We start from the raw sequence: 16695 nt of genomic DNA, 5'->3' as shown, positions 1-16695 counted from the left end.
GATTTTAGGCAGCCGGGCTTACCGGCTCACTACTCTATAACACGCAGATTCGCAGATGGTTGTAAAAATAATCAGGAAGCCTGGATGATGAGGTTAAACTGTTCGTCGAGCGCTATGCGGCCCTCCTGCTCTCCCTGTGGCGTGGCAAGACCTTTGATTTTACCGGTTTTACCTTTGGTAAGGAGATCTTCCAGCTGCTTGTCGGAGAGTTTTTTCCCGAAAGCTTCAAAAGGAACCTTGAAGCCGCAGGCAGCAAAGTTGGCACATCCGTAGGCGGTGTTACCTTTCTTAACGGGATGGGCCTTGCATTTGGGGCAAACTGCGGCAGTGGGGTCTGCGGCTTTTTTAGGTGCCCTTGGCTTGGGAGGGGCGGCATCTTTATCCTTCTCTTTCTGGGGCGGTGCTTCCGAAGCAATGGAAATGGACTTGCCCGTGTTGTTCTTCACATCACGGATAAGAGCAATCACCATGTCTGTAAGCTCCTGCCGGAAAGTATCCATGGCATATTCCCCCTTTTCCATGAGGCGCAGTTTACGCTCCCAGGTACCGGTGAGTTCGGGGCTTTTGAGCAGCTCGTTCTCAATAGTATCGATAAGATCCATACCAGTTTGCGTGGCAAAGATGTTCTTCTTCTTTTTCTCGATGTATTTGCGGCGGAAGAGTGTTTCGATGATGTTGGCGCGTGTAGACGGCCGGCCGATGCCGTTATCCTTCAGGGCTTCGCGCATCTCCTCGTCTTCCACCTGTTTACCGGCGGTTTCCATGGCACGGAGCAGCGTAGCCTCCGTATAGGGCTTGGGAGGTGAGGTTTTCCCTTTATGTACCCGGGGTGTATGCGGACCGCTCTCCCCCACTTCGAATACAGGAAGGATCTTCTCCCCTTCTTCCGCAGGCTCATCACCATCTTTGGGAGCGGGAGCATCGTTGGCATATACTTCTTTCCAGCCCGGCTCCAGTATCTGCTTACCGGTGGCTTTAAATTCCACCTGTCCTACCTTCCCCAGCACCGTGGTGTTGGAGATTTTACATTCCGGGTAAAAGGCTGCTATGAACCGGCGGGCCACGAGGTCGTATATGCGCTTTTCATCCAGGTGCAGGTTTTCCGGGTACATACCAGTGGGGATGATGGCATGGTGATCCGTTACCTTCTTATCATCGAATACTGATTTAAGCTTCGGGATGGGCTTTTCCAGCAGCGGCGCCACGAGGGCAGCGTATGGCGTAAGGTCTTTGAGGATACCGGCGATCTTGGGATGGAGGTCTTCCGAGAGGTAGGTGGTATCTACCCTGGGGTAAGTTACCAGTTTCTTCTCGTAGAGGCTCTGTATATAACGCAGGGTATCATCTGCCGAATAGGCGTATTTCTTATTGGCTTCTACCTGGAGGGCTGTGAGGTCGAACAGGCGCGGGTTGCCTTCTTTTCCTTCCTTTTTCTCGAAAGAGGTGATTTCGAAAGGGTGTTCCTTGAGGTAAAGCAGTCCTTTCTCGGCACGTTCCACCTGCACGATACGGTCGATGGCAGCCGTGAACTCTACTTTCTTATAGATGGTTTTGAGTTCCCAGTATTCTGCAGATACGAAGGCGTTGATTTCCTTTTGCCGTGCCACGATCATGGCAAGGGTGGGTGTTTGCACACGGCCGATAGAGAGTACAGCTTTACCCTGTGCGAACTTTTTGGTGAAGAGGCGCGTGGCATTCATACCCAGCAGCCAGTCTCCTATGGCACGGGCGCTTCCGGCAGCATACAGGTTATCGTACTGGGCGGCATCTTTGAGGGACTGGAAGCCATTGCGGATAGCTTCTTCTGTGAGCGACGAAATCCATAAGCGCTTTACGGGAGCGGTGCATTTGGCTTTAAGCAGCACCCAGCGCTGGATGAGTTCCCCTTCCTGCCCGGCGTCACCACAGTTGATCACCTCTTCACATGCCTGAACGAGGGTTTCTATAACACGGAACTGCTTCTGCACCCCGGCATTCTCGATCAGCTTGATGCCGAACTGATTGGGGATGATGGGCAGATCGGACAGTGACCAGTATTTCCAGTGCGGGGAATAGTCGTGCGGTTCTTTGAGGGTACAGAAGTGCCCGAAGGTCCAGGTAACCTGGAACCCGTTTCCTTCATAATACCCATCTTTCCGGGATTTGGCGCCCAGCACTTCTGCGATGTCGCGTGCAACACTCGGTTTTTCCGCAATACAGACTTTCATATCTGGCGCGAATTTCGGTGAAAAGGGGGAATTAATCAAAGAGGAATTGCAGGGAACGGAACAGAAAATTTATGCATGTATGAAGTATATACCATTTTGAAAAATGAACAGGCTGAATAAGCGGTAAATAATTTTTTGAATTGGATTAAGACTTAGATTAGGCAGGAATATTAATCACCAAAACAGTAATTATGGAAATCTGTGTTTGCTACGACCGGGCTTATATAAAAGAGTTGCTGAGAAAATCTAATTTAAGGAACACCACCGATCTGGGCGCGGAAGCGATTGCCTTACTGGAATGGGCGTTAAATGAAGTCATTAATGGCAGAATCATTGTAGCTCTTGATGTAGAAGCCGACCGGGCGCGTGAGATACTTGCCCCGTCACTGGAATATGCTAAAACCATCAGGCGCATTAAACCGGTTGCTTCACCAGTCTAACTCATTTTTTATGTAACCGAAGTAAGTTTATAGTATGTCCATTGGTTTGGAAAACCCTTCTGCCCTTACGCGATCATCGGCACAACAGAAACACCGGTTCCGGTTAATTGCATTGGGGCTTATGATAATATTCGTTGCTATTACCGGAATAGGAACCATTCTTACTGTAAAAGATTTTGATGCAAATGTTCGCAATTTGCAACTGCCATTCCGAAGGCCATCTGACGATACAAGGAGTCCCGGCCACACAGATACATTTAGCTGGAAGGAGCAACTGGAACTTTATGCGTTAATGAAGGAAGAAAAGAAAGAGTTGCGGGAATTCTTCCTGAATCTTTGCCAGATGGTATTACTGAATCTGATGCTGCCTATCCTGACGGCAATATTGGCATTGAAAATAAGAGACAGCACAGAAGGTTAGCCTACTCACCATTCAGCCCATTACCTTCCAGCATCCACGGTAAATGGTATTACTGAATCTGATGCTGCCTATCCTGACGGCTATATTGGCATTGAAAATAAGAGACCGCTCGGACGGGTAGACTTCTCATCATTCCGCCCTTTGCCTTCAATGATCCACGGTAAATGGCATTACCGAATCTGATACTGCCGATCCTGACGGATATACTGGCATTGAAAATAAGGGACAGCACGAATGATTAGCCTACTCATCATTCAGCCCTTTGCCTTCAATGATCCACGGTAAATGGTATTACTGAATCTGATACTGCCGATCCTGACGGATATACTGGCATTGAAAATAAGGGACAGCAAGAATGATTAGCCTACTCATCATTCAGCACTTTACATAGCAGCATCCACGGTAAATGGCATTACTGAGTATGATACTGCCGATCCTGACGGCTATATTGGCATTGAAAATAAGAGACGGCGCGGATAGGGAGCCTACTCATCATTCAGTCCTTTCCCTTCCATGATCCACGGAATATACTTATCGATCCTCGATTCACGTGTTTTGGATTGTTTGGCGGCAGAGAAATGTAACAGATATCCGCGCTGGCGGCCCGGAGTTAAGGCTTCAAAAGCATCTTTCAATTCAGCATCAGCCTCCAGCCTGTTTTTGAATTCATCCGGCATTTTAAACTCCGCAGTTTTCTTGAAAGGTACCTTAGCGCCGGATTCTTCTAATTCAATAGCTTCAAAAATATAGGCTTTCAACACTTTCTCCAGCTTCGTTATATCAGCAACTTTTGTGAACCGCACCTGCCGGGCAGACTGTACGTTCTCTGTTTGCTGAATCAAAATACCTTCAGGGTCTTTCAACAATACGCCTTTGTGAAACAACAATGCGCAATAATCCTTGAAAGTATGCATCAAAACGATGTTACTATCCTCATACGTATAACAGGGCACGCCCCATTTCAATTCCTCGTTCAGATGGCAATCCAGGATTATCTTCCGCAGCTTTACCAATTCTTTCTCCCATTGCGGATTTCTGCTGATGTACTTATCGATCTGGGAATTCATACAGTGTGTTTTTAGGATGAGTTACAAATAGTCAGGTTGCTAATAAGTAGTTACTTGACTACAAATATACATGTAGCTATTTAACTACGCAAATATTTTTCTGATTATTTTAGAAAGAGAGCCGGTCAGGGCTACGCTGTTACACTTTATCACCCCACGCTGGTAATTGTTTCTGATGTAAAACAACCTCAAAGCCAAGCACCACAGGTATCCCTTGTAATGCTTGGCCTACTCTGCATCCACTCTGACCCAAGAGCTTAATTACACATTCAAAGCTTTTGGAAACAGCAGTCAGGGATCTGCCCATTGCCCACCTACAGATTATCGTGCCTGAAATTAAACATCCTCATAGGCAGGGAACAGTCCCCCCCTATTAATGTTAGACCTGCACACCATCCGCTCTGACCAAAGAGCTTAAATAGACCATCAGTGTCTTGGCACTAACAGTCAGAGAGCTTCTATTGACCAACCGTATATAATGCTTTCTTATGCAATACATCTTTCAAAGTCCGGAAACCACAGTTGCCCCATTATAGGTTTGGAAAGATATTTGAGGGTATCCAGCACACCATCACCTCAAACATGGAGCTCATACAAGCCATCAAAGCCAGGGAACAGGCTGTAAAATCCCGTGACACAGAATCCGTTATTGCCTTTTATCATCCACAGGTAATCGTTTTCGATGTGGTACAGCCATTACAGCACTATGGATTGGATGCTGTCAGGAGCCGGTTACAGGAGTGGTTCGGAACGCTGGCCACGATCATTGATTTTGAAATCAGGGTATTGCATGCAGGTGAGGAAAACAACACTGCCTGGTGCGCTACCCTCAACCACATTGTTGCCCAAACCCATCAGGCAGGAAAACTTGATATGTGGTGGCGGGAAACCGTCTGTTACACCCTCCGGGCCGGTCAATGGATCATTACTCACGCCCATAGCTCTGTTCCATTCGATACATCCAACGGCAAAGCATCTCTCAACCTGCAGCCTTAATTAAATCAGTAATCCTTTTTAATCAGCCTGTTACCTTCCCAAAGAAAGTGGGTGCGGCGAATCAACGTATCTCCCCCAGCCTGCGGAACCTTCGTTATCTTTTCCGAAAACCGGCCACGAATGTAACTGTATTCGATACTCGTATCACGTGTTGTAACAATCATATTCTCCAATTCATCGGTTTCCTCATATAAGAGGTGAGCAACCGGGGAAATGACATATGTATTCAGATAAATATACCTGATCCTGAAAGGAGGTGTGGGATATTCCTCATATTCCTCCAGCATGGTTAATATAGCCGACAGCTTTGGCAAATCGGCCCACCGGTCGCTGGTTACCATAGTATCCACCGGCCAGCGGATGCTCAGGTTCAGGGAATCATCCCCTACTGTATAGGTGACCCCATCCTGCACATCCAGCCTCGATAGCGTAGCTTTCAGCCAATATTTGAAAGCAGTCACCTGCTCTTCTGAATATAATGATGGCTCCTCAGCAGGCGCTTCCGGCTGTTGACAGGCCGCCAGTAAAAGAACGATAGTTAAACGTATGAGATGTATTTTCATGAATAAGGATACATTTTCAGTAGTTACCGCAGCAACCGCATCCGGTATGCATTCATGGCGGCTTCTCCCAGTTTGGTAACCAGCCGGTAGTTCACCACGACCCCTACTGCAGCGCCAATCACCGGCATGAGCTGTGCCATCTTAGCAATGTCGAGGTAATCCCGGTACTCCTGCTGGAAGGTGCGCCAGTCGAATGATTCTTCCTGCTCTGGTAAAGCCGCCACCTGCAGGTCCCAGTCCTCCATACGTGCGAACACCCGCCGGCGGTGATCCTGACTGCTAAACGCCAGCTGGAAAATATGCAGGATATACAGCCGCTCCCGGTAATCTTTCACATTGTAACCGTACATTGTGGCTATGTCGAACAGCAGCTTCAGTTTCATTGACAGCAGGATGGGAAAGTCCGCCAGTCCAAGCAATATCCCTCCCGCACCGGTTACCCCACCTTCTGCGGCAGCCGTATGTTTATAAAAATCAACCCGCTTCCGCACTGCCGTCTCCATATCTGCAAATGAAGGGTATTCCTGTTTATCAGGCACCGTATAAGACGAACCATACAGCACTCCGCGCACCATTTGCTTAATGGTAACCGTAATGGCATTATGCACCTTTTCAGGGATAATGCGGTTAATGCGTACCTGCAGGGTTTTAGACAGGCGCTGCATGACACCCGGAGCTTTCCGCATGCGGACTTTCCAGGATTCCATTTCGGCGCGGGCCTGCAGTTCGTATAACATAGTATGATTTGGGTTAAGTGTGTATCACCAGCTTACAGGGCAGCTGAATGCACCTGGCCGAAGGTGCCTCACCTTCCGTTTCGCTGATCCGTGAAAATAACTGTCTTACGGCTTCCAGTCCCATTTCTCTGGACCCTTCCTCAATGGAAGCCACAGGTTTATGATCGAGATAGCTGAGAATGGGCAGGTTGCCAAAGCCGGTAAAAGCCATTTTATCCACAAGATGCGGATGATACTTCTTTAAGTAAGCAATGCCATCCAGCGCTACGTAATTTTTAAAAGCGAATACTGCCGTAGGTGGTGTTTCCAGTGCCAGCATACGTGCCAGTGCAGCATCGGTGTTCTCACGCGTAAAATCCACTTCTTCCACGAGTTCCTCCCGCAGGGGGATACCATGCTGTTCCAGCGCAAGGAGGTAACCCTGGTAACGCGCCTCTCCTGTACGCATCCCTTCCGGTCCGCGGAGGTGTGCAATATGTCGGTGGCCCTGGCTGATCAGGAAATCAGTAGCCAGCCGGCCGCCTTCTATATTATCGCTCGATACGAAATCAAATTGCGGTGCAGCAGGTTCCCGGCCTATACAAACCACGGGTATCCCTATGGACAACAACTTCTGATAAGGCGCCATATCCGTCCGTGTTTTGGAAATAGCGGCTACCACCCCATCCACCCGGTTGCGGATCATAAGATCGATAATGCGCTCTTCTTTCTGCTCATCTTCCCGCGACTGCGCCAGCATTACATGATATCCCTTCTCTTCCGCTCCTGCTTCCACGCCATTTGCCGCGAAAGCATAGTATTGATCGAGGATATCCGGCAATATAAGCCCCAGTGTAAACGTGCGGTTCAGCTTAAAATGCCGCGCAGCTTCATTGGGAACATAGTTCAGCTCCCTGGCCAGCGCTTTCACCCGTTCACTGGTATAGCTGCTGATAGTGGCATCGTTATTCAATGCTTTTGAAACCGTCGATACCGACATATTCAATTTCCTCGCGATATCTTTGATCGTTACGCCCCTTTTCATAATTCAAAAAAACGATTTCAAACGTTGTAATAGATTTTTTTCACCCTTCATGTAAAGTTAAATCGATTGCAAATACTAATTTGGTAAAAGAACATTGAAAAATCACGTTTACGGTAATTTATTTTTCACGTTAAAAACTGGTATTAGTTACCCGCCACTCTAATTAGGATTCCACAGAACATTTAACACTAACACGTCGATACTACCATTTCTAAATCTTTAATTCTGATCTACCATGACAATGCGTATCGGAAGGAGCCTTTATTGGCCCTCCCCGGCTTGCTGCGCCCTGCTACTCGCGTTATCAGCCGGAACTCCTGTTGCCAGCGGCATGCATGCAACCGATTCCAAAAACCACGCCCGCTTCAATAAAGATGTGAGCGGAACCGTTAAAGACCAGTCTGGCCGCGCACTTCCCGGCGTAACAATTGCATTGGAAGGCACCTCCAAAGGCACCACCTCCGATGCAGAAGGCCGGTTCAGCCTCAAAGACGTACCTGAAAATGCCGTGCTGGTTTTCAGCTTCATCGGGTACCAGTCTTTCAAAGCTCCCGTAGCTTCCACCACCAGCTGGAACATCATCCTCAAAGACAACGCCACTGAGCTCGATCAGCTGGTGGTAGTGGGTTATGGCACCCGCAAAAAGTCAGATGTTACCGGTGCGGTAGCACAGGTAAAAGTAGACAAACTGGAAAATGAAAACCCCGCCAGCGTACAGGATGCGCTGCGAGGTAATATTCCCGGCCTGTCTGTCACCTCCTCCAATTCCGCAAAAGGTGGCGGCGATCTCGTAGTACGCGGCCGCTCCTCACTCAATGCAGGCTACGCACCGCTATTGGTGGTAGATGGTGTGATTTACCCCGGTGCTTTGAGCGATATCAACCCAAATGATATACAGACCATCGATGTGATGAAAGATGCCAGCTCTGCTGCGGTATTTGGCGCCAAATCCGCCAAGGGCGTGGTCCTCATCACCACCAAAAAAGGCACGAAAGCAAAACCTACCATTACCCTCAACAGTAATATCGGCATGGCTACCCTCGCCATGAACCAGCCGCTCTATGATGGCGCCGGCTTCGTGAAATGGCGTACCGATGTGCTTAAAAGCATGAACGCCAATGCACAGCCTTACCGCTTCGACGACCCTCGTACATTGCCTTCCAGCATCACCATCGACCAATGGAAAGCTTATGATGGTGCAAAAGGAGATTCTATAGACATATGGCTCAACCGCCTGAAACTCCTCTCCCTCGAAGTACGCAATTACAAATCAGGCAATGAAACCAACTGGTACGACCAGATGTTCCACCGCGGCATGCGGCATGATCATACGGTGAGCATCAGCGGCAAAAAAGATGCTATATCCTACTACATCTCCGCAGGCTACACCAATAACGAAGGCGTGATCGTAGGCGATAAATTCAAGACATTCCGTACCCGCATCAATGTAGAAGCACAGGCTGCCAAATGGGCTACTGTAGGCGTGAATATGCAATTTGCCGACCGCGATGAGAGCCAGGTACCCGTAGACTGGGGCCAGATGATCAATGCATCGCCATGGGGACAGAAGTATAAAGACGACGGCGTTACACTCCGCGACAGCCCCAATGATGATGTGGGCAATAATACCAATCCTTTCCTCAACAATGTATATACCGACCGCCAGCAGAAATACAACACACTGTTTGGAAGCCTCTATGCCAAAGGCGACCTGGGATGGGGTTTCTCCTACCAAGTGAACTTCACGCCCAACTTCGAATGGAACCGCTACTTCAACCACAATATGGCGAAGGATTTCAGGTATGCCGCACGTAAAGGGTATGCCGTGCGCCGCCAGGAAAACTTTTACAACTGGCAGCTCGATAATATCCTCCGCTGGAACAAGTCTTTCGGGGATCATGACTTCGATGTCACCTTCCTCTACAACAGCGAGAAATACCAGAGCTGGCGCAACCAGATGGAGAATGAAGGCTTTGCACCCAACGATAACCTCGGATGGCACGATATCAGTTCCGGCATCAAACCCATTATCAGCAGCTTCGATTCCCTGGCAACGGGCGATGCACTCATGGGACGTATTAACTACAGCTACAAACAGAAATACCTCCTCACAGCATCTTTACGCCGCGACGGTTACTCCGCTTTCGGTGTCCGTAACCCCAGGGCAAACTTCCCTGCTATAGCGCTGGGCTGGGTATTCACCAAAGAATCCTTCATGGACCTGCCGTGGCTCGATTATGGTAAGCTCCGGCTCACCTGGGGCGTGAACGGTAACCGTGATATCGGCCGCTACCAGACGCTGGGCGATCTTACCACCGGCAAATACCAGTACATCATGCCCAACGGCAACACCGTGATCGTAACGCAGCTGTATGGCAACCGTATGCCCAACCCGGAATTAAAGTGGGAGAAAACTGCTTCCTACAACGTAGGGCTCGATTTCAGCCTGTTCAAATCCCGGCTGTCTGGTTCCATCGATGTATTCAAACGCATTACTACCGACCTGCTCATCAATCGCATCGTGTCTGACGTAACGGGCTACACCAGCCTGATCGATAACCTCGGGGAAGTACAGGTAAAAGGATTTGAATTCGGGCTTACCAGTGTGAACATCAAACAGAACGACTTCCAGTGGAATACCACCCTCAACTTTACCCTGAACCGCAACAAGATCGTAAGCCTCTACGGCCCGATGCCCGTACGTGATAAAGACGGCAATGTTACTTACAAGGAGCTGGACGATCGCGCCAACCGCTGGTTTATTGGCCGTGAGATCGATGAGGTATGGGATATGAAAGTACTCGGTGTATGGAAAACATCAGAAGCTGCAGAAGCTGCAAAGTATGGTGTTAAGCCCGGAGACTTCAAATTACAGGATACCAACGGCGATGGTAAGTTTACAGACGACGACCGCCAGTTTATCGGTTACCGCGCTCCCCGCTTCCAGTGGACGCTCCGCAACGAATTCACCTACAAGAACTTCGACCTCTCTTTCATGCTGTACAGCAACTGGGGCCAGATGGAACCTTACAATCAGGCCAAGAACAACACCGGTTTCATTGACCGTCAGAACTCTTACGTGATCCCATACTGGACGCCCGAAAACCAGATCGATGATCATGCCCGCCTGTTCTCGAACAACGGCAGCTTATCGTTCACCAACTACCGCAAGGCATCCTTCATCCGCCTGAGTACGGTAGCCCTCGCCTACACGGTACCATCCTCCCTGTTACAACGGGCAGGTATCGGCACCTTCAAAGTGTACGCCAACGTGGCCAATGCCGCCGTTTACCAGCCCAACTGGATGTTCTGGGATGCGGAATATGGCAATACCCCACCCGCCAGGAACTACACGCTCGGCATCAATGCCACATTCTAAACCGGTAAAACTTTATCATCATGCGTAAAAACCTTTCTCATATATCACTGCTGGCTGCGCTGACCGCTTCCGTGACCATTACGCCGGCATGTAACAAAGACTGGCTCACACCCAAACCGCTCTCCTTCTACGAGCCGGATGAAACGTTCATAGATGCCAATGCTATGCGTGCTGCGCTTGTAGCCTGTGCCCGCAACGCCCGTATCGAATATTACGGCGATAACCCGCCCATCCTTACAGAAATGCTTTTCTCAGAAGTTGCTGTGGAAGGTGTTACCGATAAATCAGGCCCGCCACAGGATCTCAACCTCCTCATCACCCCCGATGGCGCCAATGAGAATAGTGCCGACCGCGCCCGTATTTATCATTACTGGAACGAGGGATACAAAGGGATTAAATACGCCAATACCGTTATTTCCCGTATCGACAATGCCACCTATGCCAGCACAGCCGAACGCAATGCCATATTAGGTGCCGCCTACTTCCACCGCGCCCTCCGCTATTACCGCCTCACCATGCAGTTTGGCGATGTTCCCGCACCCATGAAGGAAGTAAACGTGCCCCGCACGGATTTCTATTCCGTGAAGCGCGACGTGATCCTGAATTATATTAAAGAAAACCTTGACTCCGCCAAAGGATGGGTGAGCGACAATGTGAACCGGGGCGAAGTAACCAAAGGAGCCGTGCTGCACCTCCTTACCAAGGTAAACCTTGCACTCGGGAAGTTTGACGATGCCATTGCATCCTCCTCCGCAATCATCAACGGGGGAGCTTATGCACTCATGCGCCAGCCTTTTGGTTCCACTAAAAAGAATGTGATCTGGGATCTGCACCGGCCGGAGAATAAATCGCTGGGAGAAAACAAAGAAGGCCTTTTCCTCGTAATAGACAGGTTCGGAGATGGCGGATTCGATGGCGGCATGCGCATCATGCGGCAGGCAGTACCTTTCTGGGGCTCTAACATCAACACTCCTTCCGGCCTGAAAGGCACCAACGATAATACCAGTCCGGAGTTTGTACAGAGCAACCTCTATGGCCGCGGCATCGGTCGGTGCAGGCCTACACCTTACAGCCTGTACGAGATCTGGGACGACCCCAACGACCTCCGGCATGCCAAGGGCAACTGGATGAACATGGAAGACCTCGTGTACAACGATCCTGAACTGAAGAAGAAAAACGATCCGTATTATATGAAGCCCCTGCAACTGTTCAACAGCTCAGGCGGTATGCTTTGCACCGATACCATCCGCTGCTGGTTTGGATGGCCTCATTACAAGATCTTTATCCCTGATACGGAAAACTCTCCCATGCAGGGCGGTCATAGCGACTGGTACATCTTCCGCCTTGCGGAAACCTACCTGCTCCGTGCGGAGGCCTATTACTGGAAAGGTCAGCTGGGCCTTGCCGCGGATGATCTTAACCAGGTACGCACCCGCGCCGGATGTGCTCCATTCGCAGGCACGGTAACCATCGGCACCATCCTCGATGAACGTGCCCGGGAACTCTACTTCGAAGAGCCTCGCAAGACAGAGCTGACACGCATTTCACTGATCTTCGCCAGAACAGGGCAACCTGCTTACAATGGAAAGTCTTACTCGATGGACCGCTTCTCGGATGATAACTTCTTCTACGACCGCATTATGGAAAGGAACTCATTTTACCGCCTTGGTATCGTAACGAACCATGGAGATAAATACACGATCAGCCCGTACCACGTGCTTTGGCCGGTACCTGCGCGTTCCATACAGGCGAATACCACCGGTGTCATCAACCAGAACAAGGGTTACACAGGTTTTGAGCGGAATGAACCGGCGAAGGATAAAGTAGATTAGCAATGATTGATGATTAGCATATACGATCCCCTTTAGCACAATTAAAGAACAGCGGTTGCCGGTTACGGTGACCGCTTATTTTTTTACGGGATCACCAACCGAATCTCCTTTACTTGCATTCCAACCCGCAATTAATTATTTTTAAGGACATCAATCTCAAATTCCACGTAATGACCACTTTCCATATTAACCGCCGCCACTTCCTCAAAGGCGCTACCGCAACCCTTGCGCTTTCTGCACTGGGTGCATACGGACTCGATGTTGTGAACCCATCCAAGCCCTACCGCGTAGGCCTCATCGGCACAGGCTGGTACGGCAAAAGCGATCTCTTCCGCCTCATACAGGTAGCCCCCGTTGAAGTAGTGGCACTCTGTGATGCGGATGAACAACTGCTGAAGGAAGCCGCCACCCTCGTAGCCCAACGCCAGCCCTCCCGTAAAACACCCCGCCTCTACCGCGATTACCGCAAAATGCTCAGCGAACAGGAAATGGACATCGTGCTCATAGGTACACCTGATCACTGGCATGCCCTGCAGGCCATTGAAGCAGTACGCTCCGGCGCTAATGTATACGTGCAAAAACCCATTAGTGTGGATGTACTGGAAGGTGAAGCCATGGTTGCCGCAGCAAGGAAATATGGGAAAGTGGTTCAGGTAGGCACCCAGCGCAAAAGCACCCCGCACCTGATAGATGCGAAAAAGAATATTGTTGATGCCGGATTACTGGGGAAGATCTCCCATGTGGAAATGTGTTGTTACTATCATATGCGTGCCAACGGAAACCCACCTGTACAGTCCGTTCCGGAATATTTCGATTATGAGATGTGGACGGGCCCTGCCCCGATGCGCCCTTTTGATGGTATGCCCCATACCCGTTGGTGGCGTACTTTCATGGAATATGGCAATGGCATCATGGGCGACATGTGCATTCATATGTTTGACACCGTGCGCTGGATGCTGGCACTGGGCTGGCCGACACGCATCAGTTCTACCGGAGGCATCTATGTGCAGAAAGAAGGCAAATCCAATATCGCGGATACGCAGACCGCCATTTTTGAATACGACGGACTCAACTGTACCTGGCAGCACCGCACCTGGGGCACGCCTGCAGATCCCAAATACCCCTGGGCATTTACGTTATATGGGGAGAAAGGCACCCTTAGAGCCAGCACCATGTCTTACGACTTCACCCCGCAAGGCAAGGGAGAACCCATCCACAAAGATGTGGTATTTGAAAAAGAGAAGTACCCTGAAGATGTGAATGAAAAAGGCATAGAGCTGAATGCCGCCCCTGCCACGCGCCTTCATATGCTGAACTTCCTAGAAGCCATTACCAGTAAGGGAAGACCGGTAGCAGATATTGAAGACGGGCATATCAGTACCGCCAGCTGCATCCTTGCAAACATCTCCATGCAAACCGGCCGCCCGGTGGTATACGATCCATCCAAAAGGATTATCGTGAACGACCGGGAAGCCACCCGCTTACTCCAGCGCCCCTACCGCGGCCCTTGGAAGCACCCTGCGGCATTGCTGGGTTAATACCCATCAGGCTTCGTAGAACTCCAGCGGCAAACCATCGGGGTCGGAGAAGAAAGTGAATTGTTTACCGGTAAACTCATCTGTACGTACCGGCTCGCAGGTAACACCATTTGCGGCCAGGTGCGCTGCAGCGGCATGTACATCACTTACCGCAAATGCCAGATGGCGAAGCCCCCTCGCTTCCGGCGAGGACACACGTAGCGGCGGATCAGGAAAGGAAAAAAGCTCGATGGTGTAAGTGCCGTTTAAAGCGAGATCCAGCTTCCAGGAATCGCGTGCTGCGCGGTAATGCTCCGCGACTACGGTAAACCCGAGCAGGTCAGTATAAAATCGTTTGGAGCGTTCGTAATCCGAACAGATGATTGCGATATGGTGAATAGCTTTCAGTTGCAACATGCTGCAAAAATAAGGAATCAGCGGATGAGGGTTACTGTTCCCTGCCGGCTGAATTTCCTGCCGGTATAATCCGTTCCCTCCACCATCCACACATACGTTCCCGCAGCAGCGGGTTTCCCGTTCACTTCCCCGTTCCACGGGTCTGAGAGGGCGCGTGTTTCAAACACGATCCTTCCCCAGCGGTCCCACACCCGTACAAAGGATAACTGCGGAATGCCCGGGGCAATGACACGGAAGCGGTCGTTCACCCCGTCGTTATTCGGTGTAAAGGCGGTAGGCACGTAGAATTCAGGGCCGGAATATACTTTTACCATCAGCGCATCTTCCTGCACACAACCTTCCGGCGAGCGTACGGTAAGCCGGTATAACTGATCTTTATCCGGCACGGCGATCGTTTGCGGAGACGATGCATCACTCAGCGCCACGTTAGGCCACCATTGGTAAGTCAGGTTATCGCCGTTGGTAATGGCATGCAGCTGCAGGGGCTGCCCACGGGCAATAGTGGTATCGCGCCCTGCTTCCAGCCCGATATCCGTTACCACTGCCTCCAGCAGTACCGGCGGCGCGTTACATCCTTCTGTGGAGACGGCCTGCACCGTAATGGGATATTTGCCTCTTTGTGTAAACTGGTAAGAAGTATTCTTCCTGACAAGGGTATCATGGTTATGTATTTCCCAGGCCCACCCTGCCATGGGAATAGCCGGTGTCAGGTTTTCGGCCCGCAGGATCGTTTGTTCTCCTATACATGCATGCGCAGCTGTGGCGGCAATAGTGGGGAAAGGATGAATGGTAACGTTCTGCGTGATGCTGGCTGCACAACCTTCGAGGCTCACCACATCCAGCTTCACGGGATACGTACCGGGAACCGTATATGGCGCCACAGGGTTCTTAGCGCTGCTGGTTTTCCCGCCGCCGAAATCCCAGGTCCAGCTACCGGGAGATCCTACTCCGATAACCGTTTCATTCCTGAGCTGCAATACGTCTTCCAGGCACAGCTTCCCCGGGGAGAAGGCGGGTACCGGATACGACCCTATCGTTACGGTGTTTTTCAGGGTATCGGAAATACATCCACTATTGTCTTCAATCACCATTTTCACATCATACAATCCGGCTTTTGCATACAGATGCGCCGGCGGCAAAGGGTCCCTGGAAATAGTACCATCCCCCAGATCCCAGTACCATCTTGTAATAGTCCCGAATGTGCTGGAATTATCCCTGAAAGTAACGGGTGTGCCATCGCACAGTATCTGCCCGTTATCGAACTGAAAATCGGGATGCAGGGCAGCACAGAATTGCTGCAGGTTGGATGCTCCGGCGGTGGCTCCGGCAAATCCCCAGAACACCATGGGGTCGTTTCCGAACACCTCTCCCACCAGGTCCTTCACCGTGGTAGCCCGAAGTGCACCATCCACCCATACATCGAGCTGGTGCGTGGTGGCATTCCAGCGGATGCGGAACAGGTGCCACTTACAATCTTCTATATTATCCTGTCCATTTATCAGCTGCACAGGCCCCGCGAGGTTTTCCGGCTGATGATGGTCAGACACACCGTTTATCTGGATAGACAGGTGATCGAATGCAGGATCGTTTTCGCCGCTGTTATGCCAGGTATCTATCAGGATGCCCACGGAAGGACTGATCCCCTTAAACCCCATACCCTGCCCGATGCCGCCAAGGTTGGTACCCTTCGTTTGCAGGATGAAACCAATACCATCCGCCCCGCTCTGATCTTTACATCCGAGATTAACTTCAAATGTATAATCGAAAGACTGCCGCAGGCTGATCTTGTTCTTATTCCACACAGAGCCGCTGGATTGCAGCTGGTCGGGCGTAAGCACATAGCAGTTACAGCTCTGCTGGGTAGCGGAGCCGTTCAGGATGTAAGGCTGCTGGATTTGTGCCAGTGCGGGAACCAACGCAAGAAGCAGACAGGAAATAAGGCTGATGGCACTCTTCATGACAGAAAGTCGGCGATAGAAAAACAAGATAGTTAAAAATATATGCGGTATCCTGCTAAAGATGCAAAACCGGCCATAATTTACTGGTTTGGGTAAGGTATGCGGGGCAGCATTCCTGCCATTTGCGGTAAAGCCGG

13 protein-coding genes are annotated in these 16695 nt (G+C 50.3%); 6 read left to right on the top strand and 7 right to left on the bottom strand.

All coding sequences use genetic code 11. The annotated features are described in order from the left end of the window. Positions 1 to 71: 71 nt before the first annotated feature. A complete protein-coding gene (locus tag DEV76_RS10825) occupies positions 72 to 2207 on the bottom strand; it encodes a type IA DNA topoisomerase (RefSeq protein WP_109697920.1) in 2136 nt (711 codons plus the stop codon). Positions 2208 to 2398: 191 nt separating this feature from the next. Here DEV76_RS10825 and DEV76_RS10820 point away from each other — a divergent pair, with 191 nt between their 5' ends. Both DEV76_RS10820 and DEV76_RS10815 read left to right on the top strand, forming a co-directional pair. Continuing rightward, positions 2399 to 2647, top strand: coding sequence for a hypothetical protein (locus tag DEV76_RS10820; RefSeq protein ID WP_109697919.1), 249 nt, complete (start codon positions 2399 to 2401; stop codon positions 2645 to 2647). A gap of 34 nt (positions 2648 to 2681) precedes the next feature. After that, the gene (locus DEV76_RS10815) at positions 2682 to 3068 is read left to right on the top strand and encodes a hypothetical protein (RefSeq protein ID WP_109697918.1); all 387 of its coding nucleotides are present in this window, start codon (positions 2682 to 2684) and stop codon (positions 3066 to 3068) included. Positions 3069 to 3553: 485 nt separating this feature from the next. On the opposite strand, the gene DEV76_RS10810 is transcribed toward DEV76_RS10815, so the two are convergent. Beyond that, positions 3554 to 4135, bottom strand: coding sequence for a YdeI/OmpD-associated family protein (locus DEV76_RS10810; protein WP_109697917.1), 582 nt, complete (start codon positions 4133 to 4135; stop codon positions 3554 to 3556). A 582-nt stretch (positions 4136 to 4717) separates the two neighbouring features. On the opposite strand from DEV76_RS10810, the gene DEV76_RS10805 reads away from it, so the two are divergent. Then, positions 4718 to 5131, top strand: coding sequence for a YybH family protein (locus tag DEV76_RS10805; RefSeq protein ID WP_109697916.1), 414 nt, complete (start codon positions 4718 to 4720; stop codon positions 5129 to 5131). Positions 5132 to 5136: 5 nt separating this feature from the next. On the opposite strand, the gene DEV76_RS10800 is transcribed toward DEV76_RS10805, so the two are convergent. From DEV76_RS10800 to DEV76_RS10790, 3 genes are read right to left on the bottom strand one after another with little or no spacing between them, the layout of a single operon-like run. Next, positions 5137 to 5694: a hypothetical protein gene (locus DEV76_RS10800; RefSeq protein WP_157962827.1), complete on the bottom strand. Its 558-nt coding sequence runs from the start codon at positions 5692 to 5694 to the stop codon at positions 5137 to 5139. Positions 5695 to 5717: 23 nt separating this feature from the next. Next, positions 5718 to 6431 (bottom strand): EcsC family protein, encoded by a 714-nt coding sequence (locus DEV76_RS10795; protein WP_109697914.1) that lies wholly within the window; start codon positions 6429 to 6431, stop codon positions 5718 to 5720. 13 nt (positions 6432 to 6444) lie between these two features. Then, positions 6445 to 7455, bottom strand: coding sequence for a LacI family DNA-binding transcriptional regulator (locus tag DEV76_RS10790; protein WP_109697913.1), 1011 nt, complete (start codon positions 7453 to 7455; stop codon positions 6445 to 6447). A 235-nt stretch (positions 7456 to 7690) separates the two neighbouring features. On the opposite strand from DEV76_RS10790, the gene DEV76_RS10785 reads away from it, so the two are divergent. The 3 genes from DEV76_RS10785 to DEV76_RS10775 all read left to right on the top strand — a co-directional run bounded on the left by DEV76_RS10785 (position 7691) and on the right by DEV76_RS10775 (position 14204). Further along, on the top strand, positions 7691 to 10834 hold the full coding sequence (locus DEV76_RS10785) for a SusC/RagA family TonB-linked outer membrane protein (RefSeq protein ID WP_109697912.1): 3144 nt from the start codon (positions 7691 to 7693) through the stop codon (positions 10832 to 10834). Between the two features lie 20 nt (positions 10835 to 10854). After that, positions 10855 to 12666: a RagB/SusD family nutrient uptake outer membrane protein gene (locus DEV76_RS10780; RefSeq protein ID WP_109697911.1), complete on the top strand. Its 1812-nt coding sequence runs from the start codon at positions 10855 to 10857 to the stop codon at positions 12664 to 12666. Positions 12667 to 12836: 170 nt separating this feature from the next. Beyond that, on the top strand, positions 12837 to 14204 hold the full coding sequence (locus DEV76_RS10775) for a Gfo/Idh/MocA family oxidoreductase (RefSeq protein WP_109697910.1): 1368 nt from the start codon (positions 12837 to 12839) through the stop codon (positions 14202 to 14204). A gap of 6 nt (positions 14205 to 14210) precedes the next feature. Here DEV76_RS10775 and gloA2 read toward each other — a convergent pair whose 3' ends face one another. Both gloA2 and DEV76_RS10765 read right to left on the bottom strand, forming a co-directional pair. Continuing rightward, positions 14211 to 14600, bottom strand: a complete 390-nt coding sequence (gene gloA2 / locus DEV76_RS10770) for an SMU1112c/YaeR family gloxylase I-like metalloprotein (RefSeq protein WP_109697909.1) — start codon at positions 14598 to 14600, stop codon at positions 14211 to 14213. Between the two features lie 17 nt (positions 14601 to 14617). Further along, positions 14618 to 16558 (bottom strand): lectin-like domain-containing protein, encoded by a 1941-nt coding sequence (locus tag DEV76_RS10765; protein ID WP_109697908.1) that lies wholly within the window; start codon positions 16556 to 16558, stop codon positions 14618 to 14620. Positions 16559 to 16695: the final 137 nt, after the last annotated feature.

The sequence above is a fragment of the Chitinophaga deserti genome (assembly GCF_003149455.1).
Classification (GTDB): Bacteria; Bacteroidota; Bacteroidia; order Chitinophagales; family Chitinophagaceae; genus Chitinophaga; species Chitinophaga deserti.
The sequence above is the reverse complement of the archived record's forward strand: the minus strand, read 5'-3'. Positions and strand labels throughout refer to the sequence as shown.